Origin of the sequence: Janthinobacterium sp. 75 (assembly GCF_004365495.1) — a bacterium.
In the GTDB taxonomy this organism is placed as follows: domain Bacteria; phylum Pseudomonadota; class Gammaproteobacteria; order Burkholderiales; family Burkholderiaceae_D; genus Janthinobacterium.
Map to the genome: position 1 here is coordinate 1591085 of NZ_SORD01000001.1, position 13793 is coordinate 1604877.

A 13793-nucleotide genomic window follows, 5' to 3' on the forward strand; every position below is an offset into this window, starting at 1 on the left:
TCCCTGTCACTTTCTATTTTTGCCATGTCCGCGTTGCTCCGCCTGTTGTGCCTCTTGACGATCTTCCTGCTGCCCGTTGCCCATGCGGACGAGGGCGCATCCTCGCTCGTTGCGGAGGCCGCGTCCGCCATCGCGCCGTCACAAGGCGCTGCGGCCAGGACGGCGCCGCTGATGTTTGCCAACCGCAAGGTGTTCGTCTTCCGCGCCGGGCTGGCCGGCTATCCGCCTGATGAACGGGCCATCGGCGCGCAGCGCCGCCTGGAAGGCGTACTGGCAAAGAATGGCCCGCTGCAGACGGGAACGCGAGCGATTCCCGAAGGCACGCAAGTGCTGCTCGACGGGGTGCAGCTGTTCGTCGTCGTGCCCGGCGACGTCAACCAGCTGGCCGGCGACACGACGGAAAGCGTGGCGAAAACGGCTGCCGGGGAATTGCGCAAGGCCGTGCTCGATTACCGCGAACAGGGCAGCTGGCGCTACCTGGCGATCGCCGCCGCCGTGTGCGCGGCCGCCACGCTCGTGTTCTGGCTGGTGTGGATGGGCTTGACACGCTTTTATCGCTGGGCCAAGCGCCGCAGCGGCATTTTGCTGGCCTCGCGCCTGCGCGACGTGCGCCTGAAAAACGTGCGCGTGCTCGACGCCGAGCACTACATCGCCTTTGCCTACCAGCTGCTGAGCGCCGTGCTATGGGGCTTGCGCCTGATGGCCACCTATCTGTGGGCCGCCTTCGTGCTGAGCCGTTTGCCTTACACGCGTTCCTGGGGAGAAAGCCTGAACGGTTATTTGTTCGACGTGGCGGCCGACGTCTTCCACGCCATCATTGGCGCCTTGCCGGGGCTGGTGCTGGTGTGCGTGATCTTCGCCATCGCGCGCCTGATCGCCGCCACCGCCGCCTCGCTGTTCAAGCGCGTGGAAAGCGGAGAACTGCAAATTGGCTGGCTCGACAAGGACACGGCCCTGCCCACGCGCCGCATCGCCAGCGTGGTGATCTGGCTGTTCGCGCTGGCCATGGCGTATCCGTATTTGCCCGGTTCGCACACGGCCGCTTTCCAGGGGCTGTCCGTGCTGGTGGGCCTGATGGTATCGATCGGCGCCTCGAGCATCGTGGGCCAGGGCGCCAGCGGCTTGATCCTGATGTACACGCGCGCCCTGCGCAAGGGGGAATATGTGCGCGTGGGCGATAGCGAAGGCACGGTGGTCGACGTGGGCATGTTCGAGACGCGCTTGCGCACGGGCCTGGGCGAAGAAGTGGCCTTGCCGAACGCCTGGGTGATGTCGCAAACGACGAAAAACTATTCGCGCGCCCAGCCTGGCGGCGGCTTCGTGCTCGATTCCACCGTCACCATCGGCTATGCCACACCATGGCGGCAGGTGCACGCCATGCTGGAACTGGCCGCCTCCCGCACGACGGAATTGTCTGCCACGCCGAAACCCTACGTGATGCAGCTGGCGCTGCAGGATTACTACGTGCAATACCGCCTCGTCGCCTACGCCAGCGCCGAAGTCCCCCGCCAGCGCGCCGAAGTGCTGAACCGCTTGCACCAGAACATCATCGACGTCTTCAACGAATTCGACGTGCAAATCACTTCGCCGCACTACATTGACGACCCGAAAGAATCGCAAGTGGTGCCGCCCGGTGAATGGTTCAGGGCGCCGGCGCACAAGCCGGAACAGGGGGCGAAGTAAGGCCGCAGCGACATGCTGATGGCATGGCACGCTCCACATGACAATTGCAGCAAATCTCAGTGCCGTATCGAATGTATCGAGCGGCCGCAAGACATGGGCGCTTGCGTTAACATGCCGGGCGTTTCCGCGTTACGATGAGAAGAAAGAGAACCCATGCCCAGCGCACCACACAGTGAAGCATCGCGAACCGCCCGCAGCCTGGCCGCCGCCCTGATCGGCGACCCGTTTTACCGCACCGTGACTGTGGCGTGCGGCGAGGACGAAGCGGCGCGGCTGGCCATGCTGACGCACTACTTCTCGCTGGCCCTTGCCGAAGGCTGGCAGGCGGGCCGCGTCGACCTGGCTGACGACGCTGGCAGTGGCGCCGCCATCTGGACGACGGATGCGCCGGCAGCACTGCGCCAGGCCGCGTATGCGCAGCGCGAGATCGCCTTGCGCGCGCTGCTGGGAGAGCGCGGCTTTGCGCATTTTTCAGCCATCGTCGACAACATGGAGCACGCGCTGGCGCAACACGAATTGCAGGATGCCTGGTATTTGTCGATCGCCGGCATCGATCCTGCCGGGCAAGGGCAGGGACTGGGCGCGTCCGTGCTGGCGCCGGGACTGGCGGCCGTTGATGCTGCTCGTGCCGCGTGCTTCCTGGAGACGTACAACGAGCGCAGCCTGCCGTTCTATGGCCGCCTTGGCTTCTTGGTGGAGGGGCGTTACGCGGAAGCCGTCACGGGCTGCGATTACTGGCTGATGCGACGGCCCGCTGCAGGAAACTCGCACGCTGACTAATTGACCATTTTTCCAATTTCTATACACTCGTCTTTTCGCTCATTGACGTAAAAGACCTGGAGATGGAAATGCCGACCTCGCAATTGCGCCGCACCCTGCTTGTTCTCGCCTGCCTGGGCACCCTGGCCTACGCCCACGTCCGTGCCGACACGGTCATCGACAACGCCAACGGCTATACGCTCAACGCGGCCGGCAAGGTGGTGCGCTTCACGGCGCTGGCGTTTGACGACGCGGGCAAGATCGTCGCCGTCGGCAGTGCCGCGCAGGTGAAACGCAAGGTCGCCAAGGACGCCCTGCACGTCGACCTGCAGGGAAAAACCGTGTTGCCGGGCCTGATCGACGCGCATGGCCACGTGTTCGGTCTGGGAACGATCGCCAGCGGCGTGATGCTGTACGGTTCCGCATCGCTGCCGGCCGCCGTGCAGGCCGTGGGCGACTTCGCCAGAGCGCATCCTGAGCGCAGCTGGGTTGTCGGCAATGGCTGGAACCAGGAAATCTGGAAGCTGGGGCGCTTTCCCACAGCCTTGGAGCTCGATGCGGCCGAAAGCGCGCGGCCCGTTTGGCTGCGCCGCGTCGATGGCCACGCGGGCTGGGCCAACAGCCGCGCGCTGGCGCTGGCCGGCATTACGCGTGCCACACAAGATCCGGCGGGCGGCAAAATCGACCGTGATGCGGATGGCAATCCCACCGGCGTGCTGGTCGACAGCGCCATGGACTTGATGGATGCCGTGCTGCCCAGGCCCGGCGACGTGGAAAACCGCGCCGCCCTCGATGGCGCGCTGGCGCAATTGTCGCAAGTGGGGCTGACCAGCGTGCACGATGCGGGCATCGGCCAGATGCAGGACCGATTGTTCCGCGATTATGCGGACCACGGCAAGCTGACGGTGCGCGTGTACGGCATGATTGCCGACACCACGGAAGATTTCGACGCGCTGTCAAAAAACGGCCCCCTGAATAGCTATGCGCGCGACATGTACGCCTTGCGCGCCGTCAAACTGCTGTCCGACGGCGCCCTGGGCAGCCGCGGCGCGGCCCTGCTGGCGCCGTACAGCGACGATCCGACGACCAGCGGCCTGCTGTTCTACCCGGACGCCGCCATGCGCGCGAAGATGGAAAAAGCCATGCGCGCCGGCTACCAGGTGAACGTGCACGCCATCGGCGACGCGGGCAACCATCAAATTCTCGATGGCTATCAGGCCTTGATAGCGCAGTACCGCAGCGTGGGCCTGCGTCACCGCATGGAGCACGCGCAGGTAGTGCAATTGAGCGACATCCCCCGTTTCAAGAGCCTCGGCATCGTGCCATCGATGCAGCCCACGCACGCCACTTCGGACCAGAATATGGCGGAGCAGCGCGTGGGCCACGAGCGCATCAAGGGCGCGTATGCGTGGCGCACCTTCCTCAAGCAGGGTTCGCGCATCGCCTGCGGTTCCGATTTCCCCATCGAGTCGCCGAATCCGTTCGAGGGCATCCATGCGGCCGTCACGCGGCAAAACAGCGAAGGATTCCCGGCCGGCGGCTGGTATCCGCAGCAGGCCATGACGGTGACGCAAGCGCTGCGCTGCTTCACCCTCGACGCGGCCTGGGCGGCACACCAGGAAAAGGTCATCGGCACCTTGGAAGCGGGCAAATGGGCAGACTTCGTCGTCGTCGACCAGGACCTGTTCAAGGTGGCACCGACCGCCATCGGCAAGACGCAGGTGCTGCAGACGTGGGTGGCGGGCCAGCGCGTGTTCGAGAAAAAATAAAGGCAGGGGACAGGCCCGCCGGGGCTGAGCCCCAAAGAAAATCTGTTGACTTGGTTGTATAGACAACCTATGCTGGGAGTACCGGAGCGGGCCAGGTACCGGGGCAGGTACGCCCGCTCGCACCCTACGAGGAGACAGCATGAACAGCACAATGGACACCGATCCACGCTTTGATGCCAGCCGTACCATCCGCGCCCCGCGCGGCACGGACATGGCTTGCAAGAGTTGGCAGGCCGAGGCGGCCTACCGCATGTTGCAAAACAACCTGGACCCGGAAGTGGCGGAAAATCCGCAGCACCTGGTCGTCTATGGCGGCATCGGCCGCGCCGCCCGCAACTGGGCTTGTTTCGACCAGATTCTCGCCTCGCTGCGCGAACTGGAAGACGACCAGACCTTGCTGATTCAGTCAGGCAAGCCGGTGGGCGTGTTCCAGACCCACGCGGATGCGCCGCGCGTGCTGATCGCGAACTCCAACCTGGTGCCGAAATGGGCCAACTGGGAACATTTCAACGAACTCGATCGCCAGGGCCTCTTCATGTATGGCCAGATGACGGCCGGCAGCTGGATCTACATCGGCACGCAGGGCATCGTGCAGGGCACGTATGAAACTTTCGCCGAGGCGGGCCGCCAGCATTTCGGCGGCGACTGGGGCGGGCGCTGGATCCTGACGGCGGGCCTGGGCGGCATGGGCGGCGCGCAGCCGCTGGCCGCCACCATGGCGGGCGCCGTCTCGCTCAATATCGAATGCCAGCAAAGCAGCATCGATTTCCGTTTGCGCACGCGCTACCTGGACAAGCAGGCGGCCAGCCTGGATGAAGCGTTGGAGCTGGTCAAATACCATACGCAGCGCAAGGAAGCCATTTCCATCGGCTTGCTGGGCAACGCGGCCGAAGTGCTGCCGGAACTGGTCCGCCGCGCGAAAGCGGGCGGCCTGGTGCCCGACCTGGTGACGGACCAGACGTCCGCGCATGACCTGGTCAACGGCTACCTGCCACGTGGTTGGAGCGTGTCGGACTGGAAGGCGGCGCAGCAGGACCCGCAGCGCCACGCGCGCCTGACGGTGGCGGCTGCCGATTCCTGCGCCGCCCACGTGCAAGCCATGCTCGATTTCCACGCCATGGGCGTGCACACCGTCGATTACGGCAACAATATCCGCCAGGTGGCGTTCGACCAGGGCGTGCAGAATGCCTTCGACTTCCCCGGCTTCGTGCCCGCCTACATCCGCCCGCAGTTCTGCGAAGGACGGGGGCCGTTCCGCTGGGTGGCCTTGTCGGGCGACCCGGAAGATATCTATAAGACGGATGCGAAGATCAAGGAACTGTTCCCGCACCACAAACAGGTGCACCATTGGCTCGACATGGCGCGCGAGCGCATCGCTTTCCAGGGGCTGCCGGCGCGCATCTGCTGGCTGGGACTGGGCGAGCGCCACATCGCCGGCCTGGCCTTCAACGAGATGGTGCGCACGGGTGAACTGAAGGCGCCCATCGTCATCGGCCGCGACCACCTGGACACGGGTTCCGTGGCCAGCCCGAACCGCGAGACGGAAAGCATGAAGGATGGCACCGACGCCGTCTCCGACTGGCCGCTGCTGAACGCCATGCTGAATACGGCCGGCGGCGCCACCTGGGTCTCGCTGCACCATGGCGGCGGGGTGGGAATGGGGTATTCTCAGCATGCGGGCATGGTCATCGTAGCCGACGGCACGGAAAGCGCGGCGAAACGCCTGGCCAGGGTGCTGGTCAACGACAGCGGCTCGGGTGTGATGCGTCATGCCGATGCCGGCTACGAAACAGCGGCCGCCTGCGCCAAGCGCAACGGCCTGATTCTTCCCATGCTTTCTTGAGACCTGGACACGAATGACTATGACACAGCATGCCAAAAGTTGGACCCTGAAACCGGGCGCGATGACCTTGGGCGACCTGCGCGCCGTCTGGGCCGCGCCCGCCAAACTGATACTCGCCGCCGAGGCGTATCCCGTCATCGAGGCGTCGGCCGCCGCCGTGCAAGCCATCGTCGCCAAGGGCGATGCGGCCTACGGCATCAACACGGGCTTCGGCCTGCTCGCCAAGACGCGCATCCCCGATGAAAAGCTGGAGCAATTGCAGCGCAACCTGATCCTGTCGCACTCCGTCGGCACGGGCGAGCTGCTGTCGGACGCCGTCGTACGCCTGATCATGCTGATGAAGATCGGCAGCCTGGCGCGCGGCTATTCCGGCGTGCGCCCGCTGATCGTCGATACCCTGATCGCCCTGTACAACGCTGGCATCATGCCGGCCATTCCCGCCAAGGGTTCCGTGGGCGCCTCGGGCGACCTGGCGCCGCTGTCGCACATGACCCTGGCCATGCTGGGCGTGGGCGACGTGCGCGTCAACGGCGAATTGATGCCGGCCCCCGAGGCGCTGGCGCAGGCGGGCATCGCGCCTGTCGTGCTGGCGGCAAAAGAGGGACTGGCGCTGATCAACGGCACGCAAGTGTCGAACGCACTGACGCTGCATGGCTTGTTCATGGCCGAGCGCCTGCTGGAAGCTGCCATGGTCACGGGCGCGCTGTCGCTCGATGCGGCCAAGGGCAGCGATGCGCCGTTCGACGCGCGCGTGCACGCCGTGCGCGGACAGCCGGGGCAGATCCTGGCCGCGCAGATGTACCGCCAACTGGTGGCGCACAGCGCAATCCGTGCTTCGCACCTGGAAGGCGACGAGCGCGTGCAAGATCCGTACAGCCTGCGCTGCCAGCCGCAAGTCATGGGCGCCTGCCTCGATTTGATCGGCAATGTGGGCCGCACCCTGCTGATCGAAGCCAATGCCGTCACGGACAATCCGCTGATTTTCCAGGATGGTCCCGGCGGACAGGCGGAAATCGTCTCGGGCGGGAACTTCCACGCCGAGCCGGTGGCCTTTGCTGCCGACACCCTGGCGCTGGCGATTGCCGAAATCGGCGCGCTGGCCGAGCGCCGCATCGCGCTGCTGATCGACGCTACGCTGTCCGGCCTGCCGCCCTTCCTCGTGCGCGATCCGGGTGTCAATTCCGGTTTCATGATCGCCCACGTGACGGCCGCCGCGCTGGCGTCGGAAAACAAGTCGCTCGCGCATCCGGCCAGCGTCGACAGCCTGCCCACTTCGGCCAACCAGGAAGACCATGTGAGCATGGCCACGTTCGCCGGGCGCCGCCTCGACGACATGGCGCACAACACTGCCGTCATCGTTGGCATCGAGCTGCTGGCTGCTGCGCAGGGTATCGATTTCCACCGTCCGCTGAAAACCTCGCCGCACCTGGAACACGTGCATCACCAGTTGCGCCAGAAGGTGCCGTTCTTCGACGCCGACCGCTTCTTCGCGCCGGATATCGAAGCGGCCAAGCAGATGGTCTTGCGCGGCGAATTGAGCAGCACTTGCAAGAATTTGTTCGCCCCGCTGTACGCTTGAGCGGGCGCTAGGAGACAAGCATGGATTTCCGCTTCAACGAAGGCAGCATCCCGCTGCTGGTGTCTATGCCCCACGTGGGCACCGATATACCGGACGATATCGCCGCGCGCATGACGCCGCAGGCCTTGATCAAGGCCGATACGGACTGGCATTTGCGCGAGCTGTATGGATTTTTGCAGGAGATGGATGCGTCGGTGCTGTCGGCGCGATGGTCGCGCTACACGATCGACTTGAACCGCCCGCAGGAAGACACGAATCTGTATCCGGGCCAGGATACGACGGGTTTGCTGCCCAACGATACCTTTCACCGCGAGCCGCTGTATCTGCCAGGCCGCGAACCCGACGCGGCCGACGTGCAGCAGCGCTTGCAGCGCTACTGGGCGCCGTATCACCGGCAGCTGCGCGCGGAACTGGACCGGCTGCTGCGCGTGCATGGCGCCGTGGTGCTATGGGATGCCCATTCCATCGCCTCGCACGTGCCGCGTTTCTTTGACGGCAAGCTGCCCGACCTGAACTTCGGCACGGCCGATGGCGCCAGCTGCGATAGCGGCCTGACGTCCGCCGTGGTCGATATCGCGCGCGCGCAGGATACATTTACCGTGGCGCTGAATGGCCGCTTCAAGGGCGGACATATCACGCGCCAGTACGGCCAGCCGGCCAGCCGCGTGCATGCGATCCAGCTGGAGATGTGTCAGTGCCTTTACATGGATGAAGCGATGCCGTTCGGCTACCGGCCCGACCTGGCCGCACAGGTGCAGCCGCTGCTGCGCCAGATGATGGAAGCGGCCGTGGCATGGGTGGCGCGTTGAGCGGCTGTTTGTTCGCGCGCCATGCGCTGCTGCCGCAGGGCTGGCGCCGCGACGTTCTGCTGGAATGGGATGCGGCTGGCGATTTGACGGTGGTGACGGAAAATACAGCATCGTCTGCCGGCGTCGAAGTGGCCGAATATGTCTTGCCGGGCATGGTCAACCTGCATTCGCATGCCTTCCAGCGGGCGCTGGGGGGCATGACGGAAGCCGCTGGCGAGGAGGCGGGCAGTGCGCCGGACAGCTTCTGGACCTGGCGCGACCTGATGTACCGCTTTGCGCGCCACATCACGCCTGAACAGATGGAAACCATCGCCGCGCAGCTGTTTGCCGAATGCCTGCGCCATGGCTACACGGCTGTTTGCGAATTTCACTACCTGCAGCGCGATGCGGCTGGCGCGCTGTATGCGCGCCCCGCCGAAACGGCGGAACGGGTGCTGGCGGCGGCGCGCATCAGCGGCATCGGCATGACCATGCTGCCCGTGCTGTACAGCCATGCGGGCTTCGGCGAACAAGCGTTGAAAGCGGAGCAGGCGCGCTTTCGCACCGATGCTAATGATGTGCTGCGCATCGTCGAGGCGCTGGCGCCGCAGCGCGGCGGACAGGTAGAGGTGGGTTTTGCACCCCATTCGCTGCGTGCCGCCGGGGTGGCGCAGATCCGCGAGGTGGCGCAAGCGTTGCCGGCGCAGCGGCCCATCCACATTCACATCGCCGAGCAGCAGGGCGAAGTGCGCCAATGTATTGATTACAGCGGCCGGCGCCCGGTGCAGTATCTGTATGAGCACGTCGATGTCGACGCGCGCTGGTGCCTCGTGCACGCCACGCATGTGCAGCCTGACGAAGTGGCGCTGATGGCCGCCAGCGGCGCCGTGGCCGGCCTGTGTCCGACGACGGAGGCGAACCTGGGTGATGGCCTGTTCCCGCTGGCCGAATTCATCGCCGCCGGTGGGCGCTTCGGCGTCGGCAGCGACAGCCATGTATCGCAGTCGCCTGTCGAGGAGTTGCGCTGGCTTGAATACGGCCAGCGCTTGCAGCGCCAGCAGCGCAACGTGGCCGTCACGCCGAATGAACACCATGTTGGCGACTACCTGTGGCAGGCGGCCTTGCGGGGCGGCGCGCAGGCAGCCGGACGCAGGCTGGGCGCACTGGCGCCGGGCTGCCGCGCCGACCTGCTGGTGCTCGACGACGCGCATGTGAACCTGTGCGGCGTGGCCATCACCGATGTGCTGGGCAGTTTTATTTTCTGCGGCAACGACAACCTGGTGCGCCACGTGCTGTGCGGCGGCCGGTGGCAGGTGCGCGGCGGGCGCCACGTGGCGCAGGACGCCATCGCCACAGCCTACAAACACACCCTGGCGCAACTGAGGGCGCTCTGATGGCCACCTTCATCCCCCACGAATGCCAGCGCGCCGCGCCATGGAAAAATGGCGGCGGCAGCACGACGGAAATCGCCATTGCCCCCTTGGGGGCAGGCTTTGACGATTTTGATTGGCGTATCAGCCTGGCGACGATCACGGCCAGCGGACCATTTTCCAGCTTTCCCGGCATCGACCGCAGCCTGATGCTGGTCGATGGCGACAACGTGCAGTTGACGCTCGATGGCACGCGCAAGGTGCTCTTGAACGCGGCCCAACCCATGCTATGGTTTCCCGGCGAAGCGGCCGTTGTTGCGCAAGTCAAGGGGGCGACGACGGATTTCAATGTGATGACGCGGCGCGACCGCTGCCGCCACCAGCTGGAAAAGATCACGGCGCCTGGCAAGCTGGCGCGGCGCAGCACGGCGACTTTGCTGTTTGTTGCTGGAGATGGCTCCGTGCTGGCGCGCGGTGGAGAGCAGCAGTTCGCGCTGGCCCGCTATGACGCCTTGCTGCTGGACGCCGACGATGCGCAGGAATGGCGGCTCGACGCCTTGCAGCGCACGGCCGTGTTCCGCGTCGACCTGTTCATCTAGGAAGGAAACGACATGCAGGACTGGGACCTGGTTATCCACAACGTTCACCTGGCCACGATGGAGCACGGCTATGGCGAACTGCTCGACGCGGCCATCGCCGTCAAGGATGGCCGCATCGCCTGGTTTGGCCCCGGCGACGAGCTGCCGGCCAGCGGCGCGGTGCTGGTCGATGGCCAGGGCTGCTGGCTGACGCCCGGACTGATCGACTGCCATACGCACATCGTCCACGCGGGCAACCGCAGCGACGAATTCGAGGCGCGCCTGAATGGCGCCAGCTATGAAGACATCAGCCGCGCCGGCGGCGGCATCATGTCCACCGTGCGCGCCACGCGCGCGGCCAGCGAAGACGCATTGCTGCAGCAAAGCTTGCCACGCGTGCTGGCGCTGCTGGCCGAGGGCGTGACCACCCTGGAGATCAAGTCCGGCTATGGTCTCGATGCGGATAGCGAAGCGAAGATGCTGCGCGTGGCGCGCAGGATCGCAGAAAAGCTGCCGGTCACTGTGCGTACCACGTTCCTGGGCGCACATGCGCTTCCACCCGAATATGCGGGCCAGCCCGACGCTTATATCGACCTGCTGTGCGCGCAGATGCTGCCCAGGCTCGCTGGCGCTGGCCTGGTCGACGCCGTCGACGCGTTTTGCGAGCGCATCGGCTTTACGCCGGCGCAAACGCAGCGCGTGTTCGAAGCGGCGCGAGGCCTGGGCCTGCCCGTGAAGCTGCATGCGGAGCAGTTGTCCGACCTGGGCGGCGCGGCGCTTGTTGCCCGCTACGCTGGCCTGTCGGCCGACCACCTGGAATTTTTGTCGGCGGAGGGCATCGCCGCCATGGCGGAACATGGCACGGTTGCCGTGCTGCTGCCGGGTGCGTATTACTTTTTGCGCGAGACGCAGCCGCCGCCTGTCGCGGCCTTGCGCGCGGCTGGCGTGCCGATGGCCGTAGCCACCGATTGCAATCCGGGCACGTCGCCCATGACGTCCTTGCTGCTGGCGATGAACATGGCGTGCACCCTGTGGCGTTTGACGCCGCAGGAGGCGCTGGCCGGTGCTACGTGCCACGCGGCGCGCGCGCTGGGCCTGCAGCAGGAAACGGGGAGCCTGGTGGTGGGCAAGCGCGCCGATTTCGCCTTGTGGCGCATTGCGCGCCCGGCCGACCTGGCGTATGCGCTGGGCCTGAATCCGTGCGCGGGCGTGGTGCATGGCGGTGTCTGGCGTGCGCCGGTGGTAAGCTTGACGGACTGATCATTCGTCCTGGAGCGCCGCGTGCGTGCTGTCTACCTGTTGTTGATGCTTGTTTTCGCCGCCGCGCCCGCGCACGCCATGGACGGCGGCACCTTGAAGGTGGGCTCGAAGCGTTTCACGGAATCCTATATCCTCGGCGAAATCATCCGGCAGAGCGCCGCGCCGCACGTCAGGGCGGAGCACCGCCAAGGCCTGGGCAACACGGCCATCGTGCTGGCCGCGCTGCAGGCGGGCAGCATCGACGTGTATGCCGAATACATGGGCACGATCGCCAGCGAAATCCTCAAGCACGACAAACCGATTGATCTGGATCAGATGCGGCGCGAGCTGGCGGCGCTGGGGCTGGGCGTGGCCGTGCCTTTGGGCTTTAACAATACTTACGCGCTGGCCATGCGCGGCGATGAAAAATCCATCACGAACTTGACGCAGCTGGCACAGCACCCAGCCTTGAAGTTTGGCTTGTCGCATGAATTCATTGGCCGCGTCGATGGCTGGCCGGGCCTGGCCGCGCGCTATGGCTTGCCGCAGCGCCCGCGCGGGCTCGATCACGGCATCGCCTATGAAGCGCTGGCGCAGCGCCAGGTGGATGTGATCGACATTTATTCGACGGATGCGAAGATACGCCAGTACGGCTTGCGCGTGCTGGCCGACACGCAGCAGTACTTTCCCCGCTACGATGCCATGCTTCTGTTCCGGCTCGACCTGCCGCCGCGCTTTCCCGCCGCCTGGCAAGCCTTGCAAGGGCTGCAGGGGCGCATCAGCGAGAGCGACATGATCGCCATGAATGCGGCCGTGGAAATCGACGGCAAGAGCTTTGCCGGCGTGGCGCGGCAGTGGCTGACCTCGGGGACGCAGGTGGACAAACCGGCGGCGCGCAGCACGCTGCTGCATAAAATTATCGGCGACGATTTGTGGACCCTGACGCGCCAGCACCTGACCCTGGTGCTGCTGTCGGTGGCCCTGGCGTGCCTGATCGGTATTCCGCTGGGCGTGCTGGCGGCGTTTTCGGCGCCGCTGCGGCAAACGGTGCTGGCCTTCGTTGGCGTGCTGCAGACGGTGCCCTCCTTGGCCTTGCTGGCGATTTTGATTCCCGTGCTTGGCATGATCGGCACCGTGCCGGCCCTGGTGGCCTTATTCGTGTACGCCCTGCTGCCCATCGTGCGCAATACGTGCACGGGCATCTTGCAGGTACCGCAAGGCTTGCGCATGGCGGCGCTGGCGCTGGGCATGAGCCGGCGCGACCGCCTGCTGCACGTGGACTTGCCGCTGGCCTTGCCCGTGATGCTGGCGGGTGTGAAAACGGCGGCCGTGATGAGCGTGGGCACGGCCACCATCGCCGCTTTCATCGGCGCGGGCGGCTATGGCGAACGCATTACCATCGGCCTGGCGTTGAACGACAACGACATGCTGCTGGCCGGCGCCATCCCCGCAGCCGTGCTGGCCCTGCTGACGCAAGGCTTGTTCGAGCTGGTGGAACGCTGGGCCGTGGCCGGCCGGCAGCGCTGAAGGTATCACGGTTACAGCGAGTGCAGTTTCGAGCGCACCGAGACGACGGCCTGGTGCAGGATGCGTTCGGCCTGGAAGTCGTTCTCGCGCTGTTCGGCGATGGCTTGCAAGTCGCGTGTGTAGCGCTCCAGGCGCGAGCGCAGGTAGGCGCGGTAGATTTTCATGACGAGCGGTTTGGCAGAGACATTCATGATGTGGCTCCCATAGGCGTAACGATTCGTTGATTGATTCGTTCATTGTGTGTGAGCGCATTGCCGCCATTTTGCGTCGCATCAAACGCCAGCGCGCCGTCACGTTGACGCGTTTGATATTCCGCAATGCCCCACCAGCAGAAGATGCCACACTGGATCTTCCCTGCCTGGCCATTATCAGCCGCAGGTTCTGATCCCCCAGATACCTTCAAGCATCCCCAAGGATCGTCGCATGGTCATTTTTGCCGTGGTCGCTGGCGGCATCGCCTGCTTCACAGTGTAGCAAATCTATAAAAATGCGCAGGGTGCCATTGGGGTTACGCAACAACATAGCGGTTTGCACGGCACATTGATTGAAGCACGGAAATAAACTGTGGTGAAGGATGGACAGTTAGCTGACAGACTTAAGGAAAATGTAAGGCCCGGTAAGCAAATGTAAAGGTCGGCGCGGTGACCAGTCGTAGCGT

11 protein-coding genes are annotated in these 13793 nt (G+C 65.1%); 10 read left to right on the plus strand and 1 reads right to left on the minus strand.

The annotated features are described in order from the left end of the window. Positions 1 to 24 precede the first annotated feature (24 nt). From C8C89_RS07300 to C8C89_RS07345, 10 genes are all read left to right on the plus strand, one after another. Positions 25 to 1683: a mechanosensitive ion channel domain-containing protein gene (locus C8C89_RS07300; RefSeq protein ID WP_133989231.1), complete on the plus strand. Its 1659-nt coding sequence runs from the start codon at positions 25 to 27 to the stop codon at positions 1681 to 1683. Between the two features lie 153 nt (positions 1684 to 1836). Then, on the plus strand, positions 1837 to 2463 hold the full coding sequence (locus C8C89_RS07305; protein ID WP_133989232.1) for an N-acetyltransferase: 627 nt from the start codon (positions 1837 to 1839) through the stop codon (positions 2461 to 2463). Between the two features lie 68 nt (positions 2464 to 2531). Then, positions 2532 to 4211, plus strand: coding sequence for an amidohydrolase (locus tag C8C89_RS07310; protein ID WP_133989233.1), 1680 nt, complete (start codon positions 2532 to 2534; stop codon positions 4209 to 4211). A 139-nt stretch (positions 4212 to 4350) separates the two neighbouring features. Further along, positions 4351 to 6054 carry a urocanate hydratase gene (gene hutU / locus C8C89_RS07315; RefSeq protein ID WP_133989234.1) on the plus strand — a complete coding sequence of 568 codons (1704 nt, stop codon included), beginning with the start codon at positions 4351 to 4353 and terminating at the stop codon, positions 6052 to 6054. A 19-nt stretch (positions 6055 to 6073) separates the two neighbouring features. Next, a complete protein-coding gene (hutH, locus tag C8C89_RS07320; RefSeq protein WP_133989235.1) occupies positions 6074 to 7633 on the plus strand; it encodes a histidine ammonia-lyase in 1560 nt (519 codons plus the stop codon). 20 nt (positions 7634 to 7653) lie between these two features. Continuing rightward, positions 7654 to 8442, plus strand: a complete 789-nt coding sequence (hutG, locus tag C8C89_RS07325) for an N-formylglutamate deformylase (RefSeq protein ID WP_133989236.1) — start codon at positions 7654 to 7656, stop codon at positions 8440 to 8442. Next, positions 8427 to 9815, plus strand: coding sequence for a formimidoylglutamate deiminase (locus C8C89_RS07330; protein ID WP_133989237.1), 1389 nt, complete (start codon positions 8427 to 8429; stop codon positions 9813 to 9815). Before hutG ends, C8C89_RS07330 begins: the two co-directional genes overlap by 16 nt. After that, positions 9815 to 10390, plus strand: coding sequence for a HutD family protein (locus C8C89_RS07335; RefSeq protein ID WP_133989238.1), 576 nt, complete (start codon positions 9815 to 9817; stop codon positions 10388 to 10390). Before C8C89_RS07330 ends, C8C89_RS07335 begins: the two co-directional genes overlap by 1 nt. A 12-nt stretch (positions 10391 to 10402) precedes the next feature. After that, positions 10403 to 11629, plus strand: a complete 1227-nt coding sequence (gene hutI / locus C8C89_RS07340; RefSeq protein WP_133989239.1) for an imidazolonepropionase — start codon at positions 10403 to 10405, stop codon at positions 11627 to 11629. 45 nt (positions 11630 to 11674) lie between these two features. Beyond that, positions 11675 to 13135: a glycine betaine ABC transporter substrate-binding protein gene (locus C8C89_RS07345; protein WP_133993206.1), complete on the plus strand. Its 1461-nt coding sequence runs from the start codon at positions 11675 to 11677 to the stop codon at positions 13133 to 13135. 11 nt (positions 13136 to 13146) lie between these two features. Here C8C89_RS07345 and C8C89_RS07350 read toward each other — a convergent pair whose 3' ends face one another. Further along, a complete protein-coding gene (locus C8C89_RS07350) occupies positions 13147 to 13326 on the minus strand; it encodes a hypothetical protein (RefSeq protein ID WP_034746290.1) in 180 nt (59 codons plus the stop codon). Positions 13327 to 13793: the final 467 nt, after the last annotated feature.

Bases quoted from the DNA above. Each gene is read 5' to 3' on its own strand.
- hutH (WP_133989235.1), top strand. From the start codon at position 6,074: ATGACACAGCATGCCAAAAGTTGGACCCTGAAACCGGGCGCGATGACC.
- hutI (WP_133989239.1), top strand. From the start codon at position 10,403: ATGCAGGACTGGGACCTGGTTATCCACAACGTTCACCTGGCCACGATG.
- C8C89_RS07335 (WP_133989238.1), top strand. From the start codon at position 9,815: ATGGCCACCTTCATCCCCCACGAATGCCAGCGCGCCGCGCCATGGAAA.
- C8C89_RS07310 (WP_133989233.1), top strand. From the start codon at position 2,532: ATGCCGACCTCGCAATTGCGCCGCACCCTGCTTGTTCTCGCCTGCCTG.
- C8C89_RS07345 (WP_133993206.1), top strand. From the start codon at position 11,675: ATGCTTGTTTTCGCCGCCGCGCCCGCGCACGCCATGGACGGCGGCACC.
- C8C89_RS07330 (WP_133989237.1), top strand. From the start codon at position 8,427: ATGGGTGGCGCGTTGAGCGGCTGTTTGTTCGCGCGCCATGCGCTGCTG.
- hutG (WP_133989236.1), top strand. From the start codon at position 7,654: ATGGATTTCCGCTTCAACGAAGGCAGCATCCCGCTGCTGGTGTCTATG.
- C8C89_RS07305 (WP_133989232.1), top strand. From the start codon at position 1,837: ATGCCCAGCGCACCACACAGTGAAGCATCGCGAACCGCCCGCAGCCTG.
- hutU (WP_133989234.1), top strand. From the start codon at position 4,351: ATGAACAGCACAATGGACACCGATCCACGCTTTGATGCCAGCCGTACC.
- C8C89_RS07350 (WP_034746290.1), bottom strand. From the start codon at position 13,326: ATGAATGTCTCTGCCAAACCGCTCGTCATGAAAATCTACCGCGCCTAC.
- C8C89_RS07300 (WP_133989231.1), top strand. From the start codon at position 25: ATGTCCGCGTTGCTCCGCCTGTTGTGCCTCTTGACGATCTTCCTGCTG.